This is a genomic window from Xylophilus sp. ASV27, from assembly GCF_016428875.1.
Taxonomy (GTDB): domain Bacteria; phylum Pseudomonadota; class Gammaproteobacteria; order Burkholderiales; family Burkholderiaceae_C; genus Xylophilus.
This window is the reverse complement of sequence record NZ_JAELTO010000014.1, coordinates 21,135-47,174: the sequence shown is the minus strand read 5'-3', so window position 1 is coordinate 47,174 and position 26,040 is coordinate 21,135. Positions and strand designations below refer to the sequence as shown.

The 26,040-nt window shown below is 69.2% G+C and carries 22 protein-coding genes; 6 read left to right on the top strand and 16 right to left on the bottom strand.

The features are described 5' to 3' along the window. Window positions 1-25: 25 nt before the first annotated feature. Entirely contained in the window at window positions 26-733 is a 708-nt protein-coding gene (locus JHD63_RS05080) for a FadR/GntR family transcriptional regulator (protein WP_233167643.1), read from the bottom strand. A gap of 139 nt (window positions 734-872) precedes the next feature. Here JHD63_RS05080 and JHD63_RS05075 point away from each other — a divergent pair, with 139 nt between their 5' ends. From JHD63_RS05075 to JHD63_RS05060, 4 genes are all read left to right on the top strand, one after another. Next, window positions 873-1,841: a Bug family tripartite tricarboxylate transporter substrate binding protein gene (locus tag JHD63_RS05075; RefSeq protein WP_198969655.1), complete on the top strand. Its 969-nt coding sequence runs from the start codon at window positions 873-875 to the stop codon at window positions 1,839-1,841. A 4-nt stretch (window positions 1,842-1,845) separates the two neighbouring features. Next, entirely contained in the window at window positions 1,846-3,045 is a 1,200-nt protein-coding gene (locus tag JHD63_RS05070) for a mandelate racemase/muconate lactonizing enzyme family protein (RefSeq protein ID WP_198969654.1), read from the top strand. A gap of 115 nt (window positions 3,046-3,160) precedes the next feature. Then, window positions 3,161-4,207 carry a porin gene (locus JHD63_RS05065; RefSeq protein ID WP_198969653.1) on the top strand — a complete coding sequence of 349 codons (1,047 nt, stop codon included), beginning with the start codon at window positions 3,161-3,163 and terminating at the stop codon, window positions 4,205-4,207. Window positions 4,208-4,241: 34 nt separating this feature from the next. Then, window positions 4,242-5,165, top strand: coding sequence for a dihydrodipicolinate synthase family protein (locus JHD63_RS05060; protein WP_198969652.1), 924 nt, complete (start codon window positions 4,242-4,244; stop codon window positions 5,163-5,165). Window positions 5,166-5,169: 4 nt separating this feature from the next. On the opposite strand, the gene JHD63_RS05055 is transcribed toward JHD63_RS05060, so the two are convergent. The 5 genes from JHD63_RS05055 to JHD63_RS05035 all read right to left on the bottom strand — a co-directional run bounded on the left by JHD63_RS05055 (window position 5,170) and on the right by JHD63_RS05035 (window position 12,640). Further along, window positions 5,170-7,689 (bottom strand): ABC transporter permease, encoded by a 2,520-nt coding sequence (locus JHD63_RS05055; RefSeq protein WP_198969651.1) that lies wholly within the window; start codon window positions 7,687-7,689, stop codon window positions 5,170-5,172. Between the two features lie 566 nt (window positions 7,690-8,255). Further along, window positions 8,256-9,863: a PepSY-associated TM helix domain-containing protein gene (locus JHD63_RS05050; RefSeq protein WP_198969650.1), complete on the bottom strand. Its 1,608-nt coding sequence runs from the start codon at window positions 9,861-9,863 to the stop codon at window positions 8,256-8,258. Continuing rightward, window positions 9,860-10,189, bottom strand: a complete 330-nt coding sequence (locus JHD63_RS05045) for a hypothetical protein (RefSeq protein WP_198969649.1) — start codon at window positions 10,187-10,189, stop codon at window positions 9,860-9,862. Before JHD63_RS05045 ends, JHD63_RS05050 begins: the two co-directional genes overlap by 4 nt. Then, window positions 10,170-10,442: a hypothetical protein gene (locus JHD63_RS05040; RefSeq protein ID WP_198969648.1), complete on the bottom strand. Its 273-nt coding sequence runs from the start codon at window positions 10,440-10,442 to the stop codon at window positions 10,170-10,172. The genes JHD63_RS05045 and JHD63_RS05040 overlap by 20 nt, the downstream gene beginning before the upstream one ends. Before the next feature lie 35 nt (window positions 10,443-10,477). Continuing rightward, window positions 10,478-12,640 carry a TonB-dependent receptor gene (locus JHD63_RS05035; RefSeq protein WP_198969647.1) on the bottom strand — a complete coding sequence of 721 codons (2,163 nt, stop codon included), beginning with the start codon at window positions 12,638-12,640 and terminating at the stop codon, window positions 10,478-10,480. A gap of 320 nt (window positions 12,641-12,960) precedes the next feature. On the opposite strand from JHD63_RS05035, the gene JHD63_RS05025 reads away from it, so the two are divergent. Together JHD63_RS05025 and JHD63_RS05020 are read left to right on the top strand one after the other, a co-directional pair. Beyond that, on the top strand, window positions 12,961-13,596 hold the full coding sequence (locus JHD63_RS05025; protein WP_370590395.1) for a TetR/AcrR family transcriptional regulator: 636 nt from the start codon (window positions 12,961-12,963) through the stop codon (window positions 13,594-13,596). Then, window positions 13,583-14,332, top strand: coding sequence for a class I SAM-dependent methyltransferase (locus tag JHD63_RS05020; protein ID WP_198969646.1), 750 nt, complete (start codon window positions 13,583-13,585; stop codon window positions 14,330-14,332). The genes JHD63_RS05025 and JHD63_RS05020 overlap by 14 nt, the downstream gene beginning before the upstream one ends. Window positions 14,333-14,375: 43 nt before the next feature. Here JHD63_RS05020 and JHD63_RS05015 read toward each other — a convergent pair whose 3' ends face one another. From JHD63_RS05015 to fdhF, 10 genes are all read right to left on the bottom strand, one after another. Then, a complete protein-coding gene (locus JHD63_RS05015; RefSeq protein WP_198969645.1) occupies window positions 14,376-15,833 on the bottom strand; it encodes a mandelate racemase in 1,458 nt (485 codons plus the stop codon). 64 nt (window positions 15,834-15,897) lie between these two features. Then, complete coding sequence (locus JHD63_RS05010) at window positions 15,898-16,674, bottom strand: ABC transporter ATP-binding protein (protein ID WP_198969668.1); 777 nt, start codon at window positions 16,672-16,674, stop codon at window positions 15,898-15,900. A gap of 114 nt (window positions 16,675-16,788) precedes the next feature. Continuing rightward, entirely contained in the window at window positions 16,789-17,808 is a 1,020-nt protein-coding gene (locus JHD63_RS05005; RefSeq protein ID WP_198969644.1) for an ABC transporter substrate-binding protein, read from the bottom strand. A gap of 56 nt (window positions 17,809-17,864) precedes the next feature. Then, window positions 17,865-18,641, bottom strand: a complete 777-nt coding sequence (locus JHD63_RS05000; protein WP_198969643.1) for an ABC transporter permease — start codon at window positions 18,639-18,641, stop codon at window positions 17,865-17,867. 13 nt (window positions 18,642-18,654) lie between these two features. After that, window positions 18,655-19,719, bottom strand: a complete 1,065-nt coding sequence (locus tag JHD63_RS04995) for a dihydrodipicolinate synthase family protein (protein ID WP_198969642.1) — start codon at window positions 19,717-19,719, stop codon at window positions 18,655-18,657. Between the two features lie 208 nt (window positions 19,720-19,927). Next, on the bottom strand, window positions 19,928-20,983 hold the full coding sequence (locus JHD63_RS04990; protein ID WP_198969641.1) for an NAD-dependent epimerase/dehydratase family protein: 1,056 nt from the start codon (window positions 20,981-20,983) through the stop codon (window positions 19,928-19,930). Window positions 20,984-21,113: 130 nt separating this feature from the next. Beyond that, entirely contained in the window at window positions 21,114-21,761 is a 648-nt protein-coding gene (locus JHD63_RS04985) for a TetR/AcrR family transcriptional regulator (RefSeq protein WP_198969640.1), read from the bottom strand. 260 nt (window positions 21,762-22,021) lie between these two features. Next, on the bottom strand, window positions 22,022-22,894 hold the full coding sequence (gene fdhD, locus JHD63_RS04980; RefSeq protein WP_198969639.1) for a formate dehydrogenase accessory sulfurtransferase FdhD: 873 nt from the start codon (window positions 22,892-22,894) through the stop codon (window positions 22,022-22,024). 34 nt (window positions 22,895-22,928) lie between these two features. Further along, a complete protein-coding gene (locus tag JHD63_RS04975; RefSeq protein ID WP_198969638.1) occupies window positions 22,929-23,153 on the bottom strand; it encodes a formate dehydrogenase subunit delta in 225 nt (74 codons plus the stop codon). Between the two features lie 6 nt (window positions 23,154-23,159). Next, window positions 23,160-26,039: a formate dehydrogenase subunit alpha gene (gene fdhF, locus JHD63_RS04970; RefSeq protein WP_198969637.1), complete on the bottom strand. Its 2,880-nt coding sequence runs from the start codon at window positions 26,037-26,039 to the stop codon at window positions 23,160-23,162. Window position 26,040: the final 1 nt, after the last annotated feature.

Sequence of the window (26,040 nt, the reverse complement as noted above, 5' to 3'; positions counted from 1 at the left end):
TTGCGGCAGCACACTAGGCGCGCGGCTACTGCACAGGCTTGGACCCGGTTGCCGAGACTTCCTGTATGCGCACGGTGGCGCGCTCGATCAGCGCCAGCACGGCGGCCTCGGCAGCCGGGCCGTCGTGGCCCTCGATGGCGTCCAGCAGCGTCTTGTGCAGAGCAAGGGCCTGGGTATCCGGGCCCCACGGGTCGCTAGACGCGCGAAAGCTCGTCTTCCACACGGCGGACAGCGCGTTCTCCAGTTGCAGGATGAACTGGTTGCCGCAGCCGCGCACCACGGCGCCGTGGAAGCGCAGGTCGGCCTCGATGTAGTCGTCCCGCTCGCCGGCGGCGGCCATCGCCAGGTAGGCGGTGCGCAAGGCGTCGATAGCCTCCGGCGCACCGCGCTCGGCCGCCAGCCGCGCAGCGAGCGGTTCTATGGCGCGGCGCAGCTCCATCAGGTCGGCGATAAGCTTCCTGTCGAAGCGCGCAGCGCTGTGCCAGCCCAGCACCGACGGGTCGAACAGGTTCCACTGCGTCCTGGGCTGGACGCGGGTGCCGGTGCGCGGCCGGATCGACACCAGGCCCTTGGCCGAGAGGCTTTTCATCGCCTCTCGGATGATCATCCGGCTGGCGCCGTAGGCCTCGGCCAGCTGCGGCTCGGTGGGCAACTGCTCGCCCTCCGCATAGCCCCCCGCAACGATCTTGCTTCCGAGCGCTTCCACCATCTGTTCGTGGAAATTGCGCAACATGGGTCGTGACATGCAGCGGAGCATACCGCCCGCCGCATCAGCGAAATGCCTGCGAGGCGTTGATTTCAATCATCTGATGATTGTATGATTCTACGAAGCGCCAGTTTTGGCGTTGCCTTCACAAAGAGAGACAGCCACCATGAGACGATTCCTTTCAGGCTTGGCCGCCCTGGCGCTGGCCTGCGCCCTGTCGCCTGGCATCAGTTCGGCACAGGAATTCCCCACGCGGCCGATCAAGATGATCGTGCCGGTGCCCCCGGGCGGCACCGGTGACCTGGTCTCGCGGCTCATGGCCACCTCCGCCGGCAAGGACCTGAACCAGTCCATCGTGGTGGAGAACCGCCCCGGCGCCACCGGCAACATCGGCACGGCGGCGGCGGTGAAATCGCCTGCCGACGGCTACACCATTTTTCTCTGCAGCATCGGCAATTGCGCGGTGAACCCCAGCCTGTACGCCAATCCGGGTTTCGACCTGTTCCGCGACGTGGCGCCGGTGATCCTGCTGGGCACCTCGATCAACGTGCTGACCGTCAATCCGGCCACGGGCATCCATTCGGTCAAGGAGTTGGTGGAGCGGAGCCGGGACGGCCAGATCAGCTACGGCTCGTCCGGCGTCGGCGCATCCAACCATCTGTCTGGTGAATTGCTGAAGAAGATGACCGGCGTGCCGCTGCTGCACGTGCCCTACAAGGGCTCGGGTCCGGCCATCACCGACCTGCTGGGCGGGCAGATCCAGGCCTTCTTCGACAACGAGCCGTCGATCCTGCCCTTCATCAAGTCGGCCAAGGTCAAGGCGCTGGCCGTGACCGGCCGGCAACGCTCGGCCAACCTGCCGGACGTGCCGACCATGGAGGAGCTCGGCTACAAGGGCTTCGTGATCGAGCCCTGGTATGCGATAGGCGCGCCGGCCGGCACGCCGCCTGCGGTTATCGCCCGCCTGAACGCCGCATTCAACCGCGGCCTGCAGGACCCTGCGGTACGCAAGGCGCTGCAGGACGCGGGCATCACGCCGACCGGCGGCACCAGCGCGGCGCTGGGCCAGCACATCCGGGCGGAACACGACAAATGGGGCGAACTGATCAAGGCCCAGAAAATCACGGCGGAATAAGAGCATGCGCATCACCGGTATCGAAACGACGCGGCTCAAGTCGCAACCGAACCTGATCTGGGTCGAGGTCCACACCGACGAAGGCATCGTCGGCCTGGGCGAAACCTTCCGCGGGGCCGAGGCCGTCGAAGCCTACATCCACAGCATGGCCGCGCCACTGGTGTGCGGCCAGAACCCGCTGGACATCGAGCGCCTGCACCGCACGTTGCTGCGCGGCTACCTGGGCTTCAACGGCAGCGGCGTGGAGACGCGCGCGGCCTCCGCGATCGACATCGCCCTCTGGGACATCTTCGGGCAGGCCACGGGCCAGCCGATCTACCAGTTGCTCGGCGGCGCCTGCCACCAGAAGATGCGCACCTACAACACCTGCGCCGGCACCGACTACAACAGCCGCAGCATCCAGCGCCGGCTGATCGAGCCCGGCGCGGAGAAGGTGCGTGGCCGCTATGACGACCAGATCGCCTTCATCGAGAGCCCGGCCGAGCTGGCCCAGAGCCTGATCGAGGACGGCTTCGGCGCCATGAAGATCTGGCCTTTCGACGGGGCCGCCGCGGCCACCGACGGCCAGTACGTCAGTGCCCAGCAGATGCGGCAGGGGCTGGAGGTTTTCGAGAAGATCCGCCTGGCCGTGGGCGACAGGATCGAGGTGATGTGCGAGTTCCACTCCATGTGGAACCTGACCTCGGCCCTGTCCATCGCGCGCGAACTGAAGCAGTACCGGCCGTTCTGGGCGGAGGACCCAATCAAGATGGACAGCTCCGAGGCGCTGGCCGACTACCGGCGCAGCGCGGGCATCCCGGTGTGCGGCAGCGAGACGCTGGCGGCGCAGGGCGCCTTCCGCGACCATCTGGCGGCGCACGCGCTGGACATCGTGATGCTGGACCTGTCCTGGTGCGGCGGCATCACGGAGGCGCGCAAGATCGCAAGCTTGGCCGATGCCTACCAGAAGCCCATGGCACCACATGACTGCACCGGTCCCGTGGTGCTGTGGGCCTCGCTGCACCTGGCCTTCAGCTCGCCCAACGCGATCTTCCAGGAGGTGGTGCGCGCCTTCCTGCACACCTTCTACCGCGACTTGGTCACAGAGCTGCCGGTGCTCAACGCGGGCTTCCTCGAACTGCCCACGGCCCCCGGGCTGGGCACCCGCCTGTCGCCCGCCGTCAAGCGGGACGAGGGCGCCGTCATCCGCCGCACCGGCCTCTAGGCCCGGCGCCCCCCGCAACGCAACGCGGGGCTGCCCCAGGGCGGCCCCGGGGACGTGCACGCCCGAAGAACGCGCCGCGGCCCCAGGCCCGGCCCCCACCAACCTGGAGAAGACAATGCCATTGCACAAAAGAACGATCACCCGCGCCTCCATTGCACTCGCCCTCGCCGCAGCCGCCGGCGCGGCCAGCGCCCAGTCCTCGGTCACCCTGTACGGCCGGGTGGACGGCGCGGTGTATTACCAGTCGCGCGCCAACCCCGGCGCCCACAGCGTGACGCTGTCGTCCGACACCAGCTACTTCGGCTTCCGTGGGCAGGAGGACCTGGGCGGCGGCCTGAGCGCCCTGTTCAAGCTGGAGAGCCAGTTCGACGTGTCCACCGGCACGTCCAGCGCCACCGGCTTCTTCAACCGCGAGTCCTACGTGGGGCTGTCCGACAGGCAGTGGGGCTCGGTGCTGCTGGGCTCCATGTGGGGGCCCTCGGTCTGGATCTCCGGCAAGTCCGACGCCTTCGGGCGGGCGCAGCTCGGCGCCGTGCAGACGCTGCTGCAGGGTGCCAACAACCGGGGCAACACGTTCCAGTTCAACAATGCGGTGCAGTACATCAGCCCCACCATCGGCGGCGTGTTCGGGCGCGTGTACGCCCAGGCGGCAGAGGGTGCGGCCACCGGCCGCAACTACGCCATGTCGCTGGACTACACGAAGGGGCCGGCCTTCGTGGGCCTGTCCTATGACAACGCGCAGATCGCCGGCAGCACCGTGGGCCTGCCGGCCGTGCCGGTGACGCGCTCCAGGACGCTGGGCATCGGCGCCTCCTACGACCTCGGCTTCATGAAGCTGCTGGGCTACGTGCAGAACAACCGCGTGCCTTCGCTGGGTGCTGCCAACTCCCGGAACATCAGCGCGGCCATCCCCGCGGGCGGTGGCGAGTTCCGCATCGCGCTGGGCCACTGGGACCGGCCGGCCGATGCCGACGCCCGGCGCGTGGCGCTGGGCTACACCTACTTCCTGTCCAAGCGCACCCAGGTCTATGCCAACATGGCCCGGCTGAACAACGGCAAGGGCTCCACCACGATGCTGTTCCCGATCAGCCAGGACTCGCCCGCTCTCACCGGCGGCCAGAGCGTCAAGGCCGTGGGCCTCGGCATGCGCCACTTGTTCTAAGCCACCCGCCCCATTCCCTCACCAAGGAGCTTCCGTGTCCACCTTCAGCCGTACAGCCGTCCGCCAAGCCCTCGACGGCATATCCGGGATCCTCGTCACGCCCTTCGACGCCGCCGACGCCGTGGCGCCGGCCCGGCTGCGCCCCATCGTCGACCAGGCCGTGGCCGCAGGCGTGCACGTGCTGGTGGCCAACGGCAACACCAGCGAGTACTACGGGCTCCTGCCTTCCGAGGCCGAGACCATGGTGCATGCCGCCGCGGAGCTGGTCGCCGGGCGCGTGCCGCTGCTGGCCGGCGTGGGGCGCAGCGTGAAGGAGGCCTGCCACCTGGCGCAGGCGTCGCGCCGCGCCGGCGCGGACGCGCTGATGGTGCACCAGCCGCCGGATCCGTTCGTCGCGCCGCGCGGCGTGGTGGAGTACGTGCGGCGCATCGCCGCGGCCGGCGAGGGCCTGCCCGTCGTGCTGTACCTGCGCAACGAGTCGATCGGCATCGGCACCATCGAGGCGCTGTGCCAGATCCCCGAGGTGCTCGGCGTCAAGTGGGCCTCGCCCACGCCGTTGCTGCTGGCCGAGGCCATCCGCCGCACGCGCCCGCTGGGACTGGCCTGGGTCGGCGGCCTGGCCGAGAACTGGGCACCGCCGTTCTACGCCGTGGGTGCACGCGGCTTCACCTCCGGCCTGATCAATGTGGTGCCCGAGCGCTCGGTGGCCATCCATGCCGCTCTGGAGCGCAGCGACTTCGGCAGCGCGATGGCACTGATCGCGGACATGCTGCCGTTCGAGGAACTGCGGGCCCAGGAGCACAACGGCGCCAACGTCACCGTGGTGAAGTCCGCGCTGCAGCGCATGGGGCTGGACTGCGGCGCCACGCGGCCGCCGTCCGCCTGGCCGCTGTCGCCCGAGGCGTCGCGGACGCTCGACGCGCTGCTGTCGGGCTGGGACCTGCCGGGCCTGCGCTAGCGCCCTACTCTGCCGCCTGCCGCAGCGTCTCCATGACCGGGCGGCGCAGCACGTCGCGCAGGCCCCACCAGCCGGCGGCCAGGGCCAGCACCGCACCGGCCAGCGCGCTGGCCACCGGCACCAGCGGCGAGGCGGTCCAGCTGAAGTCGAACACCCAGCGCGCCAGCGCCCAGCCCACGGCCACCGCCACCACGCTGGCAAGGAAGCCGGCCAGCAGGCCGACACCGGCCAGCTCGGCGCGCTGCACCTGGCGCAGCAGGCCGGCGCTGGCGCCGACGGCACGCATGATGGCGAACTCCTTCGCCCGTTCCTCGCGCGTGGCCGCGACCGCGGCGAACAGCACCACCAGCCCCGCCGCCAGCGTGAAGGCGAACAGGAACTCCACCGCGCGTATCACCTGGTCGAGCACGCGCTGGATCTGTGCCAGGGTGCTGCCCATGTCCACGCTGGTGATGTTGGGGAAGGCGCGCACCAGCGCATTGTCGAAGCCCTGCGTGGCCGGCGCGCGGTAGGCGGCGAGGAAGGTCACCGGCAGATCGGGCATCTGCGCCACCGGGTACATGGCGAAGAAGTTGGCGCGCATGGAGCCCCAATCGACCTTGCGCAGCGAGGTGATCTTCGCATCCTGCAGCATGCCGCCGATGTCGAAGCGCAGCGTATCGCCCAGCTTGAGCCCCAGGGTCTGGGCGAGGCCGTCTTCGATGCTGATGGCGCCAGCCTCGTTGTCGGTCCAGCGACCGGCCACCACCTCGTTGTGCGGCGGCTGCACGGCGCTGTAGGACAGGTTGAACTCGCGGTCCACCAGGCGCTGGGCGCGCTCGTCGCGATAGTCGGCCGCGCCCACCGTCTTGCCGTTCACCGCCACCAGCCGGCCGCGGATCATCGGGTACCAGTCGTACTGCGCCACGCCGGCCGTGCGCAGCGCCTGCTGGAAGGCCTCGCTCTGGTCCGGCTGCACGTTGATGACGAAGCGGTTGGGCGCATCCGGCGGCGTGGCGGCGCGCCAGCTGCCGATCAGGTCGGTGCGCAGCAGCACCAGCAGCACCAGCGCCAGCAGGCCCACGGCCAGCGCGCTGATCTGCACCACGGTGTAGGCCGGCCGCGCGGAGATCTGGCGCGTGGCGATCACCAGCCAGCGCGGCGCGGTCTGCTCGTTCACCGCGCGGCGCAGCAGTTGGACCGCCACCCAGCCCAGGGCCGCGAACAGCAGCACCGCGCCTGCAAAGCCGCCGACCGCGATCAGCCCCAGCTTCGGATCGCGGCTGGCCGCCAGCAGCAGCGCGGCAAAGCCGGCCACGCCCAGGATCAGCACACCGGCCGAGGCCGGCCGCAGCCCGCCCACGTCGCGCCGGATCACCCGCAGCGGCGGCACGCGCGCCAACTGAAGCACCGGCGGCAGCCCGAAGGCCAGCAGCAGCGTGAGCCCCACGCCAAAGCCGAAGGCCACCGGCCACAGGCCCGGCGCCGGCAGAGCCGTCTCCACCAGCCCGGCCAGCAGCGCCACGAACACGTAGTGCACGGCATAGCCGATCAGCACGCCCAGCGCGCTGGCGAACAGGCCGACCAGCACGAATTCGAGCGCGTAGGCGCGCGCGATGGTGCGCTGGCTCTGCCCCAGCACGCGCAGCATGGCGCAGTCGTCCAGGTGCCGCGAGGCGAAGCCGCGCGCGGCCAGCGCCACCGCCACGGCCGACAGCAGCGCGGCCAGCAGCGACACCAGGTTGAGGAATTTCTCGGCCCGGTCCAGGGTCTGGCGCATCTGCGGCTGGCCGGACTCCAGCGTCTCCACGCGCAGGCCATGCACCTCGGGCTGCCTGGCCGCGGCCTCGGCCCAGGCGGAGAAGTCGCGCACCGGCACATCGGCACCGGCCACGGCAAAGCGGTAGGTCAGCCGGCTGGCGGGCTGCACCAGGCCGGTGGCGGCCAGATCCGCAGCATTCATCATGACGCGCGGCGCAAAGTTCAAGAAGCCGGCGCCACGATCGGGCTCGATGGTGAGGATGCGCGCAATGCGCAATTGCGTGTCGCCCAGCAGCAGCGGGTCGCCCACGCGCAGCGCCAGCGCCTCCAGCACGGCGGCATCGACCCAGGCCTCGCCCGGGGCCGGCGCGGCACGCGTGGCTTCATCGGGCACGCCGGGCGCGCTCGCCACGCGCAGGCTGCCGCGCAAGGGGTATGCCGGGTCCACCGCCTTCAACGCCACCAGCCGGCTCGCGCCGCCCCGGGCCTCGGGCGCGCGGCCCATGGTGGGAAAGCTGATGCTGGTGCTGGTCTGCAGGCCGAGCGCCCGCGCCCGCTCGGCAAAGGCCGCCGGCGTGGGGTTGTCGCTGACCACCACCAGATCGCCGCCCATGAGCTGGCGCGCATCGCGCTCCAGGCTGCCCTGCAGCCGGTTGGAGAAGAAGCCGACCGAGGTCAGCGCCGCCACGGCCAGCGTCACGGCCACGATCAGCAGCCGCAACTCGCCGGCCCGCAGGTCGCGGCGCAGCGAGCGCCAGCCGATGGCGAGGAAGGATGTGTGCATGGCGGGACCTTAGCGCATGTCGCGCGGGCCACCGCCGCATGGGGGCAAGGGAGTGGGATGGCGCTTCTGGATTGCTCCTGGATTCATAGCATGAAGCCCAAACAACACCTCATATCTCGATATAAATGCATCGGTAATAAAGATGAATAATGGGCTTCATGCTATTTTTTATATAGCATTTTTGTGCATACACAGAGCAATCACCCTCTTCTGCCTAAGTGACATGAGTGATGGCACCCCGGATGATGAAACACGCCGTGTGAGAGGTGCGCAGCCTTGCCAGGGCATCCGTGGAACTGGCTTTGCCAGGCCACCGGGTGCGCCCCCTTGAGGGGGAAGCGCCGCAGGCGCTTCGGGGGTGTTCCACATTAAGGCAACGCTGAACAAGTCCCCGCGATGGCGCGCGCCCTGGTGCGGGATGGGATGCAAGGCGCAAACCGCAGCCATGGCCGCCGCCATAGCGAGGATTTGCAACGCCGCAGACCGCCCACAGCAGGGATGCGAGACACGCGAGGGCCTTATTCAGCGTTGCCCTAATCCACATCCCCAAGCAGACGCGCTGCGAGTCACATCCCCCGCCGCACAGCCCAAACGCTATCCGCCGGCCCGCAGTGCACACGCCGCTTCGTGGCGCGCGCGATCCACGCCAGCGCCAGTACCCCGGCCAGCGCGGTCAGGTCCACGCCGAGCAGCGTGCTGTCCGCCCACAGGCCGGATTGCGGCAGGAGTCCGGCCAGCGCGCTGGAGAGTGGAATGGCCGCCGTGCAGGCCGCCGCCAGCCACAGCAGCGGCACTGCCGCGCGCGCCGCGCCGCGCCAGAACGCCCAGCCTACGCTGGCGAAGAATACGGCGTAGTAGATGCCCATGTGCCACGCGGGCACGTCGTCCACCCGGCCTGGCAGCCATTTGGCGGCAGCAATGGTCAAGGAGATGCCGGCCACGCAGCCCAGGCATACGCCGACCGTGGCCGAGGCCATGAAGGCCGTGTCGCGCCGCTGCACCGGCATGTCGCCGCCCTTGCGCTGGGCCTTGCGGCGCGTTTCCACCCACAGCAGGTTGCCGCTGTAGAACAGCCACGCGCCCGCCAGACCCAGGAGGAAGTACAGCCACCAGACGGCCACCCCGCCAAAGGACGCCATGTGCAAGGCGAAGAAGCTGCTGATGAACAGGTTGGGCGTGTTCTGTGCACCCGACATATAGTCGGCCGAGATCAGCTTTCCGCTGTAGGGATCGAGCGCTGCAAAGCCGCCCACGGCGCGCGGCGAGACGGCCTGGGGATTCTTGCCCCACACGCGCACGGCGGGCTTGGGGCCGGTGACCTGCGCGTACTGCAGCCGCTCGGGCTCGAAGCCCGGCGCGGCCTGCCTGACGATCTGCACCAGTTGCGCGGGCTTGAGCATGTCGGCGGGATTGCGGCCGGGCGCTTGTTCGGCCGTGTCCCGGGGCCGCGCAAAGGCCTGCGCCCACCGGCCCTGGTGGATCAACCGGTCCTGCACTTCGAAGATCTGATCGTGGAAGGCGAATACCACGGCGCTCAAGGCCATGACGATGTGGAACGGCAGGCTGACGATGCCCACCACGTTGTGTGCGTCCAGCCACATGCGCTTGAGGTTCCTGCCCGCGCGCAGGGCGAAGAAGTCCTTGACCAGCGAGGGCAGCAGCACCACGACCCCTGACACCAGCGCCACGAAATACAGGCCGGAGATCACGCCCATCACCCAGCGGTTCGGGTCCGAATCCACGGGCAGCCCGACGACGCGGTGCAATACGTCGATGAACTCCACCAACCGCGATGGGCGCTGCTCGCTCACCTGCACACTGCCGTCGGCGGAGAGCATGGCGGTGTAGTGGCGCGCGGCGTTTTCGTCGTGCTCGTCGACCTTGGCATCGCGCACCTGCCACTCCACGCGCGGAATGGCCTGCCCGCCCTCCAGCCGCACAATGGCCCCGCGCGCGGCCGCCGGCGTGCTCGCGAAGGTCTTGACGATCAGCGGCTGCACATCGTCCAGGGGCACCGGATGCACGATGGCGGCAGGCGGCGTGGACCAGCGCCGGATCGGCTCCTTGAACACCGTGAGCGCGCCCGCATAGAAGGCGACGAACAGCGCCATGCCGCTGATGATGCCGGTCCAGGTGTGGACGGACTTGTAGATGCGGACGTGCTCGGCTCTCATGCGACACCCCCCGGGCGCTGCAGCCACCAGAGGCCCAGGGCCAGGGCATTGGCACCCGCCAGCCAGGCCCAGGCACGCAGGCCGCTGGAAAAGAAGTACACGCCGGACAGCACGCAGAGCCACACGGGCGGCACCAGCCACATGACAAGTTGCCCGCTCACGGCCAATGGCATGGCGGTCAGCAGCGCCGCCAGCAGAGCGCTGCAGGTCAGCGCCAGGCAAAGGCCCAGCAGCAGGCCGGCCAGGGTCTTGGAGATCCAGTCGGGCCGGATCGGGTCCGGCTTCTTGTGCCGGTCCGCGATGGGCTCAACGTGTGCGTCGGGCATGGAACAGTGCTCCGATATAGGGCAGCAGGGCGAAGGCCAGCATCAGCGTGGCGAGGAACGCAAAGGTGGCCGCCAGGCGCTGCATGTCCTGCGCGAAGGCAAGCCAGCCGGCCACCAGCAGGCCCGCGCCCGCCAGGCGCGCGGGCCAGGCGGGCCAGGCCGCCGACCACAGCCGCTGGTGGTGCGAAGCCGCGTAGATGCAAAGACAGGCCAGTGCCGTGAGGGCCAGGCCGGCGAGGGTGAAGAGGGGCATGCAGGCTCAGCAAACACCCGGCGGGACGCCGGACATCAGAGTGACACGGTTGCCGACAGCCGGAACGTGCGCGGCGCGCCGGGCATCACGAAGCCGTCGCTGAACATGCCGATCCAGTAGTTCTTGTCCGCCACGTTCTCCACGCTGGCATTCAGGCGCACGGGCAGGGTGCCGAAGCGGGTCTCGTACTTGGCCATCAGGTCCAGCCGGTTCCAGGACGGCGCGCGCAGCCTGTTGCCCGAATCGACCCACTGCGAGCCGGTGTAGAGCACGCGGCCGCCGATGGTCAGGCCGTGTACCGGTGTTTCCCAGTCCATGCCGATGCGCGTGCGCAGCCTGGGCACGCCGAAGTTCTCCCGGCCGGTGTTGACCTGGCGCGACTTGATGTACTCGACTCCGCCCAGCAGCGACAGCGTCTGCGTGAGCTTGCCGAAGGCGCTCCATTCGAGGCCGCGCAGGCGCTGCTCGCCATCGAGGACCTGGTAGTTGCCGCCGTTGGTGATGATGGACGGCTTCTGGATGCGGAAGGCGCTCAGCGTGTGCGTGGTCCGCCCGGCCTGCAGCTTCACGCCAACCTCGCCCTGTTGGGTCTGCATGGGCGCCAGTGTCTCGCCGGTATTGGCGAAGCCGGCGCCCACGATGCGGCCGGGCTCCAGGCCTTCGGTGTAGTTGGCATACAGGGAAACGTCGTCACTCCAGGGCCGCACCACCACGCCGGCCATCGGCGAGACACGGCTCTTGCTGTAGCGGGACGGCACGCCGTTCACGAGCGGTGTCTTCACCGTCTGGTGGCGCGCACCCAGCGTCAGCAGCACCTTGTCGTTGGCAAAGCTCATGACGTCGGCCAGCGCCAGCGAGCGGAATTCGTTTTCCGTGCTGTAACCCTTCCACTGCGGCGCGCCCGGGAAGGTCGGCGTGGTCGGCGCATACAGGTTGGTGGTGTAGCAGTAGTTGCAGGCCGTGTTGACCGACCCCTCCTTGTGCTTCAAGACGTTGAAGGACAGTTGCAGGCGGTGCTGCACGCTGCCGGTTCCGAACCTGCCGATGACCCCGGCTTCGGCGGTGCGGCGCTCCGACTGGGTCTGCACGTTGTAGATGGCGCCGCGGGTGGTGCCGTCCGCGCCGGTGACGATGGCGCGGGTGCCGAACAGCAGGCCCTTGGCGTCGGCCTCGGACCCGCCCATGGCGAAGTAGCCCTGCCAGCTCCGCGTGAAGTCGACCTCCGCGCGGGCCAGCACGCCGCTGTTGTCGTATTGGCCGTGGGTGCCACGGAACATGTTCACGTCGCCTCGGGGAGGCGCCAGCAGCCGTCCCACGCCGGGAATCGCCGCCGTGCCGAGAAAGCTGAACATGCCCGGGCTGCCGCCGTCGATCTTGGTGATGCTGTTGTACAGGTCCAGCGAGAAGCGGGCCCTGTCGCCCAGGTAGTCCAGGCCCAGGGCGCCGACCCGGCGCTTCTGGCTTTCGTCCTGGGCCCCCATGTCGCCCGAGCCGTAGACACCGTTGAAGCGCAGGCCCAGGCGCTGCTCGGGGCCGAAGCGCCTACCCACGTCGGCATGCATCTGCAGGTAGGAGTCGGACACATAGGTCGCCGTCAGGTCCGCGATCGGCTGGGACAGCGCGCGCTTGGTAACCATGTTGACCGAGCCGGCCACGCTGGCAAGGGGCGGCATGCCCGACAGCAGCACATTGGGGCCGCGCATCACCTCCACGCGCTCGAACATCTCGATCGGCACCGAATTGGCCGGCGCAATCCCGTACAGGCCATTGGTGGCGATGTCCATCGCCGTCACGTCCAGGCCGCGCAGGTTGAAGTTCTGCAGCAGGTGGCCCTTGTTGGTGGTGAACACCACCGCCGCATCGTTTTCCATCACGTCCTGCAGCGACAGGGCCGACCAGTCCTCGGCCAGTTCGCGCGTATAGGCGTTGACGTGCACCGGCGCATCGACGATGGAAGTCGCACCCAAAATGCCCAGACGCGCGCCCTTGGCAGCCTTGCGCCCCGGCGCCAGCGTGGGGAGGTCTTCGCGCTCGTACTTGTCACGCACCGTGACCTGCGGGAGCGTCGCCAGTTGGGCGTCGGACCTGTCGCCGGCGCCCGCCGCCACCTGGGCCATTGCGCTGGAGCAGGCGCTGGCAGCCATCACGGCCAGCACGATGGAATTGAACCGCAGCTTGCGGCGGGGAGTGGCTTGCATAGGATTGAAATCGTCCCTCTGGTGTGTTTTTGAATGCGAATCAATCTTTATTGTATTTCATTGTTAACGAGAACTTCTGCTGAATCCATTCAGCCACGGACCATTCCAGAACAGCAGATCTTCGCCACCCGCGCGCGCCGCAAACTGGCTGCCGATGGGCAGGCCTGAGGCGCTGGAGGCCAGAGGCACTGACATCGCGGGCGTGCCCGCAACGCTGCGCATCGGGGTATAGGACACATGGCGTGGCCGGCCTTCACGATGACACGCGCGACGAGATCGGATCCCTCTGCGTCGCGCGAGGATTGCGCGCTCGCCGCGGGGTGCTCGCGCCCACCTTGCTGCGCGCCTTCGCGGAGGCCGGCCTGGGCTTTCGCCTGCTGCGCCAGGCCGTACGCCTCACGGTGGCCGAGCGCGCCGGGGTCAGCGTGGGATCGGTCTACCAGTACTTCCCGAACAAGGACTCGCTGATCACCGCGCTGCACGAGCGCCATGCGGCGCAGATGTGCACCGCCATAGACACCGTGCTGGCCGCCAGCCAGCCGCGCAACCTGCGCGGGCATGTCCAGGCCATGTTGCATGCGCTGCTGGCCGCGCACCGGGTCGAGCCGGAACTGCACCGGGCGCTGGAGAAGGAGTTCCCGTTCTTCGATGCGCCCAGGGACCAGCGCCCGGCGGACGACGGCATCTACCGGCGCGTGCGGCAGTTGCTGGAAGAACACCGCGACGAGATCGCGCCGCGCAACCGCGATCTGGCGACCTGGGTGGTACTGCAGACGATGGAGTCGCTGGTGCATGCGGCGGTGATCGAAGCGCCTCCGCAGTTTCCGGCCGCATCGGTCGAATGTGCGATCCTGGACCTGTTGATGGGCTATCTGGCCGGGACCGCACGGCAGGTATCGTGCGGCATGGATCGCGCGGCGGCCTCGAACCGTTGGAACGTGAATGAAACCTTTTGATGATCTGGTGGCAGAGGCCGAAGCCGCCGACGTGAGCGGCTGGGGCTTTGACTGGCTGGCGGGGCGGGCGTCCGAGGAGCGCCCGCCGTGGGGCTATGCGCGGCTGCTCGCGCAGCGCCTGGCTGGCGTGCGGTCGGCGCTCGACCTGGATACGGGCGGCGGCGAGGTACTGGACGAGGCGCCGCGTTTTCCGCCCGTGATCTGCGCGACCGAGGCCTGGCCGCCCAATGCGCAGAAGGCCCGCGCACGGCTGGGCGCAAGGGGCGTGCAGGTCGTGGAGACGGCCGCCGGTGCGGCGCTGCCCTTTGCCGATGCGTCCTTCGAGCTGGTCACCTCGCGGCATCCGGTGCGCCCGGACTGGGCGGAGATTCATCGCGTCCTGCAGCCGGGTGGGCACTACTTCGCGCAGCACGTGGGGCCGGCATCGGCCTTCGAATTGATCGAGCATTTCCTCGGGCCGCTGCCACGGGAGCGGCGCATGCGCGATCCGCAGGCTGAAGCGGCGGCGGCGCAGGCCGCCGGGCTCACCGTGACGGACCTGCGCACCGCGCGCTGCCGCATGGTGTTCCATGACGTGGGCGCCGTCGTCTGGATCCTGCGCAAGTGTGTGTGGTGGGTGCCGGACTTCTCGGTGCGCAGCTACCTCGATGCGCTACGGGCACTGGACGAGCGCATGCGCCGGGGCGAGCCCTTGGTGGCGCACTCGGCCCGCCATCTGATCGAAGCGCGGCGTTGATCCCGCACGATCCTCGCTTCCTGGTGGTTTTCGTAGCCAATGCTCATCGGGTCTCCGCGGCGGTGGGGGGCCAATCGGCGCGCGGCATGGGCGCGGTGTCCGTCAGGTCCGGGTTCACGCCGGAGCCGAAGCCCACGCCTGAGAGCGAACCCAGGGCCAGTTGGCCATGCTCGATGCGCAGGCGCACGCGGCCATCCTGCAGTTGATACAGGTCCGGGTGCGCGTCCAGGTAGGCCTGTGCCTCGGCCGGCGGGCGGCCGTCGAAACCGTCGATGAAGTGGTGGGCGTTGCGCTCCACGTGCGGGATGCCGAGCAGGCTGACCAGCGCGAGATCCTGCTGCACGGCAATGCCGGGCTGGGTGGTCAGGTCTTCCGCCGACAAGGCGTAGACGGCCCGGCCCTCGGCCTGGTTCCACACCTGGCAGCGCGCAAGGTTCAGGATGGACTTGTAGAGGCCCTTGCAGGCCTTGGTGGAGACACCGGAATAGCCCAGCGCACGCGCACGCGGAAATGCGTCGAGGTCGCCATCGGACTCGTCGATGATCACCGGCTTGTGGCGCGCCAGCGCCGTCACCGGCTGGGCCAGCGCCCTCTGCCGCCTGATCGGCTGCTCGATCAGCAGCGTGGCCCCGCACAGGCGGCGCAGCGCGGGCTCGCCGGACATGCGCTGCCACAGCGCGGCGATGGCCCCGGCGTCTTCGTACTGCTCGTTGCCGTCCAGCGTGACCGCGTAGGGCTCGGTCAGCCGGTCGAGCACCGAGGCGATGCGGCGCAGCCGCTCCAGGTCGGCCTCGGCCTGGCCCGACACCTTGAGCTTGAAGTAGCGGTTGCCGTAGGCCGCCACCACCTCCTCCAGGGTCTCGGGCAAGCCGTCGTTCACGCGCGCACCCGCCGCCTGGTCGCCCGCCACGAGGGGGTCCAGCAGGCCCACGGTGTGGCGCGCCGCCACCGTGGTCAGGGGCTGGAGGCCGCGCAGGAAGGGCGTGAGCGCAAAGCCCTGCAGATCGGGTGCGATGGCGTGCGCGCGCAGGCCGGGCCGGTTGTGCCGCAGGGCCTGCCAGAAGCTCAGGCCTTCGATGCGGCACAGCGCGTCGAGCACCGCGCGGTCGATCAGCGCCGGGCCGTAGCTGGTGACCAGCGGATTCAGGCCGCACGCCATGCCCGCGTCCAACAGCTCGCGGTAGTGCTGCGCGAACAGGTCGAAGGCGCTGAGCCAGGGCGCCGCGCCATAGGCCTCGCCGGTCATCTCGAGCGCCTTGCGCAACTGGTCATGGTTCTGCGCATCGGACAGCGCTGGGTTCTTGTCGAACCATTTAGCGCCCAGCGCCTCGGCCGCGTAGCCCGCGCCCTGGCGCCCGTTTTCGTGGCGCACACGCACGCGCACGATGGCCTGGCGGCCTTCGGTCACGGTGATGACGCCAAAGCGGAACGGCAGGCGTAGCCGGTAGGGCGACTCGAAGCGCTCGACGGACAACACCTTCACGCGGGGGGCGGCAGTCATGGTGTCCTCGTTGCACAGGGCGATGCGCACGGCGCCGCTTTTTCGGCCGCGGGGCGGCGGCTGCTCACCACTGCGGGCCGGCCCGCGATGCACGCCGGCCGTTGGCGCCCGAGAGTTCGGTGTACAGCTCGAAGGACATGCGGCCCAGCGCCGGATCGGCTCGGGTTTCGGCGGTACGCGGTCGCGCGATGTCCACCAGGCGGATGTTGGCCACACGGCCGGGGCGCTGCGACATCACCACCACGCGGTCGGCCAGGAACACCGCCTCGGGGATCGAGTGCGTCACGAACACGATGGTCTTGCGCCGGCCACCGCTGCTGCTCTCGCCCCAGATGCGCAGCAGCTCGATGTTCATCTCGTCGCGCGTCATGGCGTCCAGCGCGCCGAACGGCTCGTCCATCAGCAGGATGGGCGGGTCCAGGATCAGGGCGCGGCAGAGCGAGGCGCGTTGCTGCATGCCGCCCGAGAGTTCGCCGGGTCGCTTGTCGGCGAAGTCGCCCAGGCCCACCATCTGCAGCAGCGCGAGCGCGCGTTCACGGTGCTGCGCGGGGTTGCCGCCCGAGAGCTCCACCGGCAGCAGCACGTTGTCGAGCACCGAGCGCCACTTGAGCAGCAGCGCGGCCTGGAACACCATGCCGACCTTGGGGATGGGCTGATGCACCGGCACGCCGTCCACCCGGATGCGCCCGCTGGTCACCGGGCGCAGGCCGGCAATGGCGCGCATCAGCGTGGACTTGCCGCAGCCGCTGGGACCGACCAGCGCCACGAACTCCCCCTCGCGGATCTGCAGCGAAATGTCGCGCAGCGCCTCCACCGGGCCACTGTCGGCCTGGTAGATCATGCCGGCATGCTCAACCTCGATGAGAACGCGGCCCGGGGCCGCGCCGTGCTTTTGCTCTGTTGCTGGGCTCATCACTGGGCTTCCTGCATGCCTGTCGTCGTGTCGCGCCCTTGCCTACTGGACCGGCAGCGGCATCGCCACCTTGGTGAAGTAGTCGGTGCTGAAAACCGCCTTGCAATCCACCTTCCTGGGCAGGCCCATGTAGGTGTTGACGATGTCGGTGGAGGCGCACATCTTCTTCCCGTCGATCCAGCCGATGCCGTTGTCGGCATAGTTCCTGGTACGCATGAGGTCGAAGCCCATCATCATGTTGGATTCGATGATGGCCACGTCGATCTCGGGCACGCGCTTCTTGTAGATGGCCAGCGCCTCCTTGGGGTTGGCCATCGCGTCGCGCCAGCCCATGTAGGAGGCTTCCAGGAAGGCCTTGAGCTGCCTGGGTTTTTCGGCCATGGTCTTCTCGCCCGAGATGATGGACATGGCATAGAGGTCGAAGCCGAAATCAGCCCATTGCAGGCGCACGGCCTTGCCCGGGCCCATGGCCTTGTCGTAGAACGGCTGGCCGGTGGTGTAGTCGGCCACGCCGTCCACGCGCTTCTCGGCGATGGAGGCGACCTTGGCGGTGGGCTCGATGTTCACCCAGTTCACCTTGGCCGGGTCGATCTGGTTCAGTCGTGCGAACGCGGGGAAGGCCAGGCGCTGGCTGTCCCCGGCCGGCGCGGCCACCGTCCTGCCTTCGAGGTCCTTGGGCTTGAGCAGCGGGCTGTCGGCACGGCTGAAGAAGGTCATGGGCGTCCTGTCGAACACCATGCCCACCATCTTCACGCGCGCGCCGCGCGAGATGGCCGAGATCACCGGCACCGCATCGGCCAGGCCGGCGTCGGCGCGGCCGGTGTCCACCTTGGCGATGGAATCACCCGAGCCCTTGGAGTTTTCCAGCGTCACGTCCAGGCCGCGCTGCGCGTAATAGCCCTTGTCCAGCGCCACCCAGTAGGCAGCGTGGTCGCCCACGGCGAACCAGTTGAGGGAGAAGGTGAACTTCTCCTTCGCCTGGGCCGCTGCCGTGGCCGGCAGCAGCGCCCACAAAGCCGCACAGACGGCGGCGGCAGCGGAAACAGCGATCCTGGGATTCATGGTGCTTTCCTTTCGGTGGGCGGCGTGGGGGGAGAGCGGAGGGGACATTCTTCGGTTCAGCGCGGTGCCTCGTCGGCCCAGGGCGCAAGCAGGCGCGAGAGCAACGCCACCAGGCCATACAGCAGCAGGCCCAGCACCGAGATCCACACCAGCGCAGCGAACGCGGCCGGCGTGTTCATGCTGCTCTGCGTGGTGATGATCACGTAGCCCAGGCCCTTCTGCGAGGCCACGAACTCGCCCACCACCGCGCCCACGACGGCCGAGGTGGCCGTGACCTTGAGGGCACTCAGGATGTAGGGGCAGGCGTTGGGAACGCGGATCTTCATGAACACCTTCCATTTGGGCGCGCTGAACACGCGCCCGAGGTCCACCATGTCCTGCTCGATCTGGGTCAGGCCCACGGCGGTGTTGATCACCACCGGGAAGAAGCCGATCAGCGCGCCGATCAGCACGTTGGGCAGGATGCCGTAGCCCAGCCACATCAGGAACAGCGGCGCGATCGCCACCTTGGGCAGGGTGTTCACGAACACCAGGAAAGGCGTGAGCGCGCGCGAGATGCCGGGCGACCACGCGATGGCCATGCCCAGCATCACGCCGGCCACGCCCGCCAGCACGAACGCCCACAGGATCTCGACGCCCGTGATCCAGGCATGGCCGAGCCAGGGAATCTCGTCGCTCAGCATGGCCCGCCACACCGCATACGGGCTGGGCAGCAGATATTCGCGGATGCCGAACAGCGACACCGCCAGTTGCCACAGCGCGATGAAGCCCACGAACAGCCCGACGGCGGGCAGATAGTGGACGGTCCAGCGGGCAAGTCTGCTCTGCGTCATGGTGGGGTTTCCTTCACGCGAGCCAGCGGCTCAGGCCGGCCTTCACGAAGGCATCGTCGGCCAGGTCGCCGTGCTCGGCGCACACGCGGTCGATCTCTTCCTTCTGGCCCGGGCTCAGGCCCTCGTTCGGGTCCAGGCACCAGATGCCTTCGAGCAGGCCCTGGCGGCGCAGGATCTCGTGGCAGCCCGCGATGCAGCCGTGGAAGTCGTGGGCCACGTCGAAGAACGCGCTGTTGCAGTCGGTCACCCGGCTGTCCAGCGCCAGCATCCCGGCCGTGACCGCCGCGCCGGCGGCCGCGGCCTTGCATTGCTCCAGCATCTGCACCGCGCCCGAGGTCCAGACCGACCAATGGCCGAGCAGGCCGCCGCGAAAGCGCACCGTCACCGGTCGGCCGTCGCGCGGCACGGTGAAGGGCGTGACGAGGTCGAGCACGATATGGTCGTCATTGCCGGTGTAGAGCATCACGCGCTCTTCGGCGCGCGCCTGCACCAGCCCGCGCACCACGTCGAGCGTGCGGTAGCGGTGAAAGGGCGCGACCTTGATCGCCACCACATTCCCGATTGCCGCGAAGCGGGCCCAGAACGCGGCGCTCAGGTGCATGCCGCCCACCGCGGGCTGCATGTAGAAGCCGATCAGCGCAATCTCCTGCGCCACGGCCTCGCAGTGCGCGATCAGCGCGTCTTCGCTCTGGCCCTGCATCGCAGCCAGGCTCAGCAGGCCGGCGTCGTAGCCCAGGCTGCGCGCCAGCCGTGCTTCGGCCAGGGCTTGTGCGGTGCGGCCGCACACGCCGGCCACCATGACGAGCGCGCGGCCGGGCGCCACCCAGGCGCGCGCCGTCTCGATCGCCAGGCGCAGCACCTCTTCATACAAGCCCGCCTCGCGGATCGCGAACTGCGTGGTGTGCACGCCCACGGCCAGGCCGCCGGCTCCGGCGTCGAGGTAATAGCGGCTCAGTGCGCGCTGGCGGCGCACGTCGAGCCGGCGCTGCGCATCGAGCGCGAGCGGGTGCGCCGGAATCGCCAGGCCCTGGCGCAGCAGCGCGCGCGTGTGTTCGACTTGAGAGACAGCGAGGCTCATGGTTCAACCCAATTCGGGACCGGCCAGCCCAGGCAGGTGGTCGTTGACGGAGGCGACGGGGGCCGCGCCCGGGGACGTGCGCCGGCGCGCCAGACCGCTCCGCTCCAGCCAGGCCGGCAGCGGCGCCGCGGCGGGCGCACCGCCAACGCCAAACACGGCTCTATATGGGACTCGACCATGCATACCGCTTGACCGCCAAGACGGTTGCTCAGAAGGCGCCATCCCGGACCTCGAACCTGGTCGGCTTGTTGAACGCCGGCTGCTCGTGCCTGACCCAGTCGGCCACCCAGTCGAACATGGCGCCCACCGGCACCAGCGGGTAGCCGAACAGGCGGCCGGCCAAGGTGGTGTCCGACAGCAGCGCGGTGGGCGCCTCCTGGCCGCTCACCCGCGCCTTCACGCCCAGGCGCGCGGCGAACTCGTCCACCAGCCAGCGCACCGACAGCGTCTCGGGCCCGGTGCAGTTCACCGGCGTGGGCGGCACCGTGCAGTGGCGCAGGCAGCGCAGCACCTGCGCGTTCGCGTCGCCCTGCCAGATCACGTTCACGTGGCCCATGGTCACGTCCACGGTCTCGCCCCGGTGCACCTTGGAGGCGATGTCATACAGCACGCCGTAGCGCATGTCGATCGCGTAGTTGAGCCGGAAGATGCGGCCCGGCGTGCCATGCCGGCCCGAGAAGTACTCGAACATGCGCTCGCGCCCGATGCACGACTGCGCGTACTCGCCCAGCGGCGCGGGCGGCGTCTTCTCGCTCGCGCCCTGCCGCCCCACCGTGGTGAGCGGGTAGATGTTGCCGGTGGAGAAGCCGACGATGCGCGATGCGCGGAAGGTATCGGCCACCAGGGCCGGCACGTGGGTGTTCATGGCCCAGGTCAGCGCCCGGTTGTCCTTGGCGCCGAACTTGTGGCCGGCCGCGAACACGATGTTGGGCAGGCGCGGCAGGGCCTCGATGGCGGCGCGGTCCAGCAGGTCGGCGGCGATGGTCTCGATGCCCCAGCGCTCCAGCCGCTGGCGCACGGCGGCGTCGCTGAAGCGCGCCACGCCGATCACGCGCTTGTGCGGCGCGGCGTTCCTGGCCAGGCGCGCGAGCGTGGGCCCCATCTTGCCGGCCACGCCCAGGATCATGATGTCGCCGTCCACCTGCGCCAGGTCGTCGATCAGGGCCTGGCTGGGCCGCGACAGGAACTCCTCCAGCGCTTCGACCGACTCGAAGCGAGCCGGAAGCTGCGCGGGATCGAGCAGTCTGACAACGTTGCCTTGCATGGCATGGCCCTTTCTCGAACGCGATGGAACGAGCATATGGGTTCATTCGGACTGCGTCAACCGTTTGGTTGAAAATGAGTCGGGACTGAGCCCCGCCTGGGCGAACGCCCATCGGATCGGAGGGAGGCGATCAGGCGCGCAAGCCGGCCATGGCGAAGCCCACGACGTGGGCACGGTAGGCGCTCACCGCCTCGGCCGACGCAAGATCCCGGCCGAAGATGGACGCCAGCGTCAGGCGGTTGGAGAAGAAGAAGTACGACATGCCGGCCACCGAGATGTAGAGCTGCACCGGGTCGATGCCCCGGCGGAACACGCGCGCACGAATGCCGCGCGCCAGCGTCTTGGTGATGAGGTCGATCAGCGGCGAGTTGGTGTCGCGGATGGCGCTGGAGTCGCGCACGTGCCGCGCGCCCTGCGCGTTCTCGTGGTTGAGCAGGCCGATGAAGTCGGGGTGCTCGGCGAGGTAGTCGAACGAGAAGCCGATCAGCGCCGCCATCGCCTCCTCGGGCTGCATGTCGCCCAGCTTCAGGCTGCGCTCCTGCGTGCGGATCTCGGTGTAGACCGCTTCGAGCGCCGTGCGGTAGAGGTCTTCCTTGCTGCCGAAGTAGTAGTAGATGAGTTGCTTGTTGACCCCGGCGCGGGCCGCGATCTCGTTGACGCGCGCGCCGCTCAGGCCCTTGGCGGAGAACTCCATGCGCGCCGCCGCGAGGATCGCCGAGCGGGCCACGCTGCTATCGGCATCGGTGTGGCTGGAGACGGAGGCGCGGCGTGGGGGCATCGTGGGTCTGCGGCTGTGCGGGTGGGCGGATTATCGGCGTGCCGGGACGCGGGCTTCCTTCCCGCCAGGGGCTCGGTGCGGTTCCCTGCGCCACCGGAGAATCCGGCCGTCGCCCAGGTTGCCGAGCAGCCTGCAGACGTCATTCAGCTATAAAAATCATAGCAATAAGCCCAGGTATTACCTGGGCTACAGCCACTTCTTACCCAAGAATATCCTGCAAGGCCCTGCACGGGTGCTGCCACCGCCGCACACCCGCGCCGTCACCAGCCGGCGTCGCTGCCAGCGGCGCCGGCATACAGCACCGCGCGCGGCCCGCGGCACAGGCCCCAGAGCCGCATGCCGGCCTGTGTGGCGATGCGGATGGCGAGCGCGGTGGGCGCGGAGATGGTGGCCAGCGCCGGCACGCCCAGGCGCGCGCACTTGCGGGCCAGCTCGTAGCTGGCGCGGCTGGACATCACGGCAAAGCCCGGCTCGCCCAGCCGGCCGGCGGCGGCCAGGCGGCCCAGCAGCTTGTCGAGCGCGTTGTGGCGGCCGACGTCTTCGAGCACGTCGGTCAGGCGCCCGTCGGGCAAGGCCCAGCCGGCGGCGTGCAGCGAGCCGGCGGCGCGATTGAGCGGCTGCAACGCGGCCAGCCCGTCGAAGGCGGCAAGCACGGCGCGGCCATCGAGCGCCTGCAGCCAGGCGGGCTGCGGCACGGCCTCGGGCAGCAGGTCGAGCGCCTGCAGGCTGTCGATGCCGCAGACGCCGCAGCCGGTGCGGCCGGCGAGCGAGCGCCGGCGTTCCTTGAGCCGCGCGAAGCAGCGGCTGGCGATGTCCAGATGCACCTCGACGGCGGGCGCCTCCAGATCGCCGCCGCTGGCCGCGCCGTCGCAGCGCAGTTCGATGCCATAGCAGTCCGCGCGGCTGTCGATCAGGCCCTCGCTCAGCGCAAAGCCGAGCGCGAAGTCCTCCAGGTCCGCGGGCGTGGCCATCATCACGGCATGCGACACGCCGTTGAACACCAGGGCCACCGGCGTCTCGGCGGCCACCGTGTCGGCGCGCGCCGTGAGCGATCCGTTGGCGAACACCTGGACGGCGCAGTCTTCGAGTGCGGGAGGCAGGAGGGCCGTGGGGCTGTCGGTGAGGCGTGGCATGGCGCGATCATGCCCCGAACCACGCTTTTGCGCCTCACTCCAGCAGCGCGCGATGCCTGTGCGCGGCGACGCGCACGATGTCCTTGATGCGGCCGGCGTCGTCCTGCTCCAGCAGCGCCAGGAACTGGCGCCGCATGCGCGGGTCCCAGAACTTCTTCAGATGGGTGGCAATGCCTTCGATGGCCTCGGGCCGGTCCGGCATGGCCTCGAAGAATTCGCCTATGCGGTTGGCCATGCGGATGAGGTTGTCACTGTCCATGCCGGCTCACTTGGCGCTGACCGCGTCGGGCACGCCGGCGGGGCGCTGCGCCGCCGCCAGCAGCCCAAGCTGGTCCGCATGGAAGCGCGAGTACGAGCGCTGCCACGCCGAAGGCTGGGCCACCGGCATCACCTGCACCGCGGTCACCTTGTACTCCGGGCAGTTGGTGGCCCAGTCGGAGCTGTCGGTGGTGATGACGTTGGCGCCGGACTCGGGGAAGTGGAAGGTGGTGTAGACCACGCCCGGCTGGATGCGCTCGGTGACGGTGGCGCGCAGCACGGTGTCCCCGGCCCGGCTCTGCACCCCGACCCAGTCGCCGTCGCGGATGCCGCGGTCCTGGGCATCGAGCGGATGGATTTCGAGCCGGTCCTCGCCGTGCCACTGGTTGTTGGCGGTTCGGCGGGTCTGGGCGCCCACGTTGTACTGCGAGAGGATGCGCCCGGTGGTCAGCAGCAGCGGGAACCGGCGCGTGACTTTCTCCTCGCTCGGCACGTACTGGGTGATGATGAAGCGGCCCTTGCCGCGCACGAAGGCGCCCACGTGCATGGTCGGCGTTCCGGCCTCTTCCGTGCTCTCGTCGCAGGGCCACTGCACGCTGCCCAGGCGGTCGATCTTCTCGTAGCTGACGCCGCGGAAGGTCGGCGTGAGCGCCGCGATCTCGGCCATGATCTCGCGCGGATGGCGGTAGTGCATCGGGTAGCCCAGCGCGTTGGAGAGCATCTGCGTCACCTCCCAGTCGGCATGGCCGGCCAGCGGCGGCATGAGCTTGCGCACGCGCGAGATGCGGCGCTCGGCATTGGTGAAGGTGCCGTCCTTCTCCAGGAAGCTCGCCCCCGGCAGGAACACGTGGGCGTACTTGGCGGTCTCGTTGAGGAAGATGTCCTGCACCACGATGCACTCCATGGCCATCAGCGATGCGGCCACGTGCTGGGTGTTCGGGTCGGACTGCACGATGTCCTCGCCTTCGCAGTACAGGCCCTTGAAACTGCCCGACAGTGCGGCATCGAACATGTTGGGGATGCGCAGCCCGGGCTCCGGGTTCAGCTCCACGCCCCAGGCGCCCTCGAACTGCGCGCGCACGGTGGAGTCCGAGATGTGCCGATAGCCCGGCAGCTCGTGCGGGAACGAGCCCATGTCGCACGAGCCCTGCACGTTGTTCTGCCCGCGCAATGGATTGACGCCGACTCCCTCGCGCCCGACGTTGCCGGTCGCCATGGCCAGGTTGGCAATGCCCATGACCATGGTCGAGCCCTGTGCATGCTCGGTGACGCCCAGCCCGTAGTAGATCGCCGCGTTGCCGCCGGTGGCGTACAGGCGCGCCGCGCCGCGCACCTGGGCGGCGGGCACGCCGCTCACGGCCTCCAGCGCCTCGGGCGAATTCCCGGGCTGCTCCACGAAGTCCTTCCACTCGCGGAAGGACTTCTCGTCGCAGCGCTCGCCGATGTAGTCGGCCGCCAGCAGGCCCTCGGTCACCACCACGTGCGCCAGCGCCGTGATGACTGCGACGTTGGTGCCCGGGCGCAGTTGCAGGTGGAAGTCGGCCTGGACGTGCGGCGACCGCACCAGGTCGATCTGGCGCGGGTCCACCACGATGAGGCGCGCGCCTTCGCGCAGGCGCTTCTTCATGCGCGAGGCGAACACCGGGTGCGCCGCGCTCGGGTTGGCGCCGATGACCATGATCACGTCGGCCTTCTCGACGGACCTGAAGGTCTGGGTGCCGGCGGACGTGCCGAAGGTCTGGCCCAGGCCGTATCCGGTCGGCGAATGGCAGACGCGCGCGCAGGTGTCCACGTTGTTGTTGCCGAAGGCCGCGCGGACCAGCTTCTGCACCAGGTAGGCCTCCTCGTTGGTGCAGCGCGAGGAGGTGATGCCGCCCACCGCATCCTTGCCGTGGGCCGCCTGGATGCGGCGGAACTCGCGGGCGGCGTGGCCGATGGCCTCCTCCCAACTGACCTCGCGCCAGGGATCGGTGATGCTGCTGCGGATCATCGGCCTGGTGATGCGGTCCGGGTGCGTGGCATAGCCCCAGGCGAAACGGCCCTTGACGCAGGAATGGCCCTCGTTGGCCTTGCCATCCTTCCAGGGCACCATGCGCACCACTTCGCTGCCCTTCATCTCGGCCTTGAAGCCGCAGCCCACGCCGCAGTAGGCGCAGGTGGTCACGGCGCTGTGCTCGGCCTGGCCCAGCATGATGACGCTCTTCTCCTGCAGCGTGGCCGTGGGACAGGCCTGCACGCAGGCGCCGCAGCTCACGCACTCGGACTCCATGAACGGCTGGTCCTGCCCCGCGGACACGCGCGACGCGAAGCCCCGGCCGCTGATGGTCAGGGCGAACGTGCCCTGCGTCTCCTCGCAGGCGCGCACGCAGCGGCTGCAGACGATGCACTTGGACGGGTCGTAGGTGAAGTAGGGGTTGGACTCGTCTTTCTCGTCCTGGAGGTGGTTGGCTCCGTCGAAGCCGTAGCGCACGTTGCGCAGGCCGGTGACGCCGGCCATGTCCTGCAGTTCGCAGTCGCCGTTGGCGCTGCAGGTCAGGCAGTCCAGCGGATGGTCGGAGATGTAGAGCTCCATGACGCCCTTGCGCAGTTCCTGCAGCCTGGGCGTCTGGGTGCGCACCTTCATGCCCGGCTCGGCCGGCGTGGTGCAGGAAGCCGGGAAGCCCCTGCGCCCCTCAACCTCCACCAGGCACAGGCGGCAGGAGCCGAAGGGTTCGAGGCTGTCGGTGGCGCACAGCCTGGGCACGCGCACGCCGGCTTCCATGGCCGCACGCATCAGCGACGTGCCTTTTGCCACGGTGACCGGCACGCCGTCGATCTGCAGCGTCACGTCTTCGGCGGATTCCCGCCGGGGCGTGCCCCAGTCGGTGTCGTGGAGGGGTTCGAACATG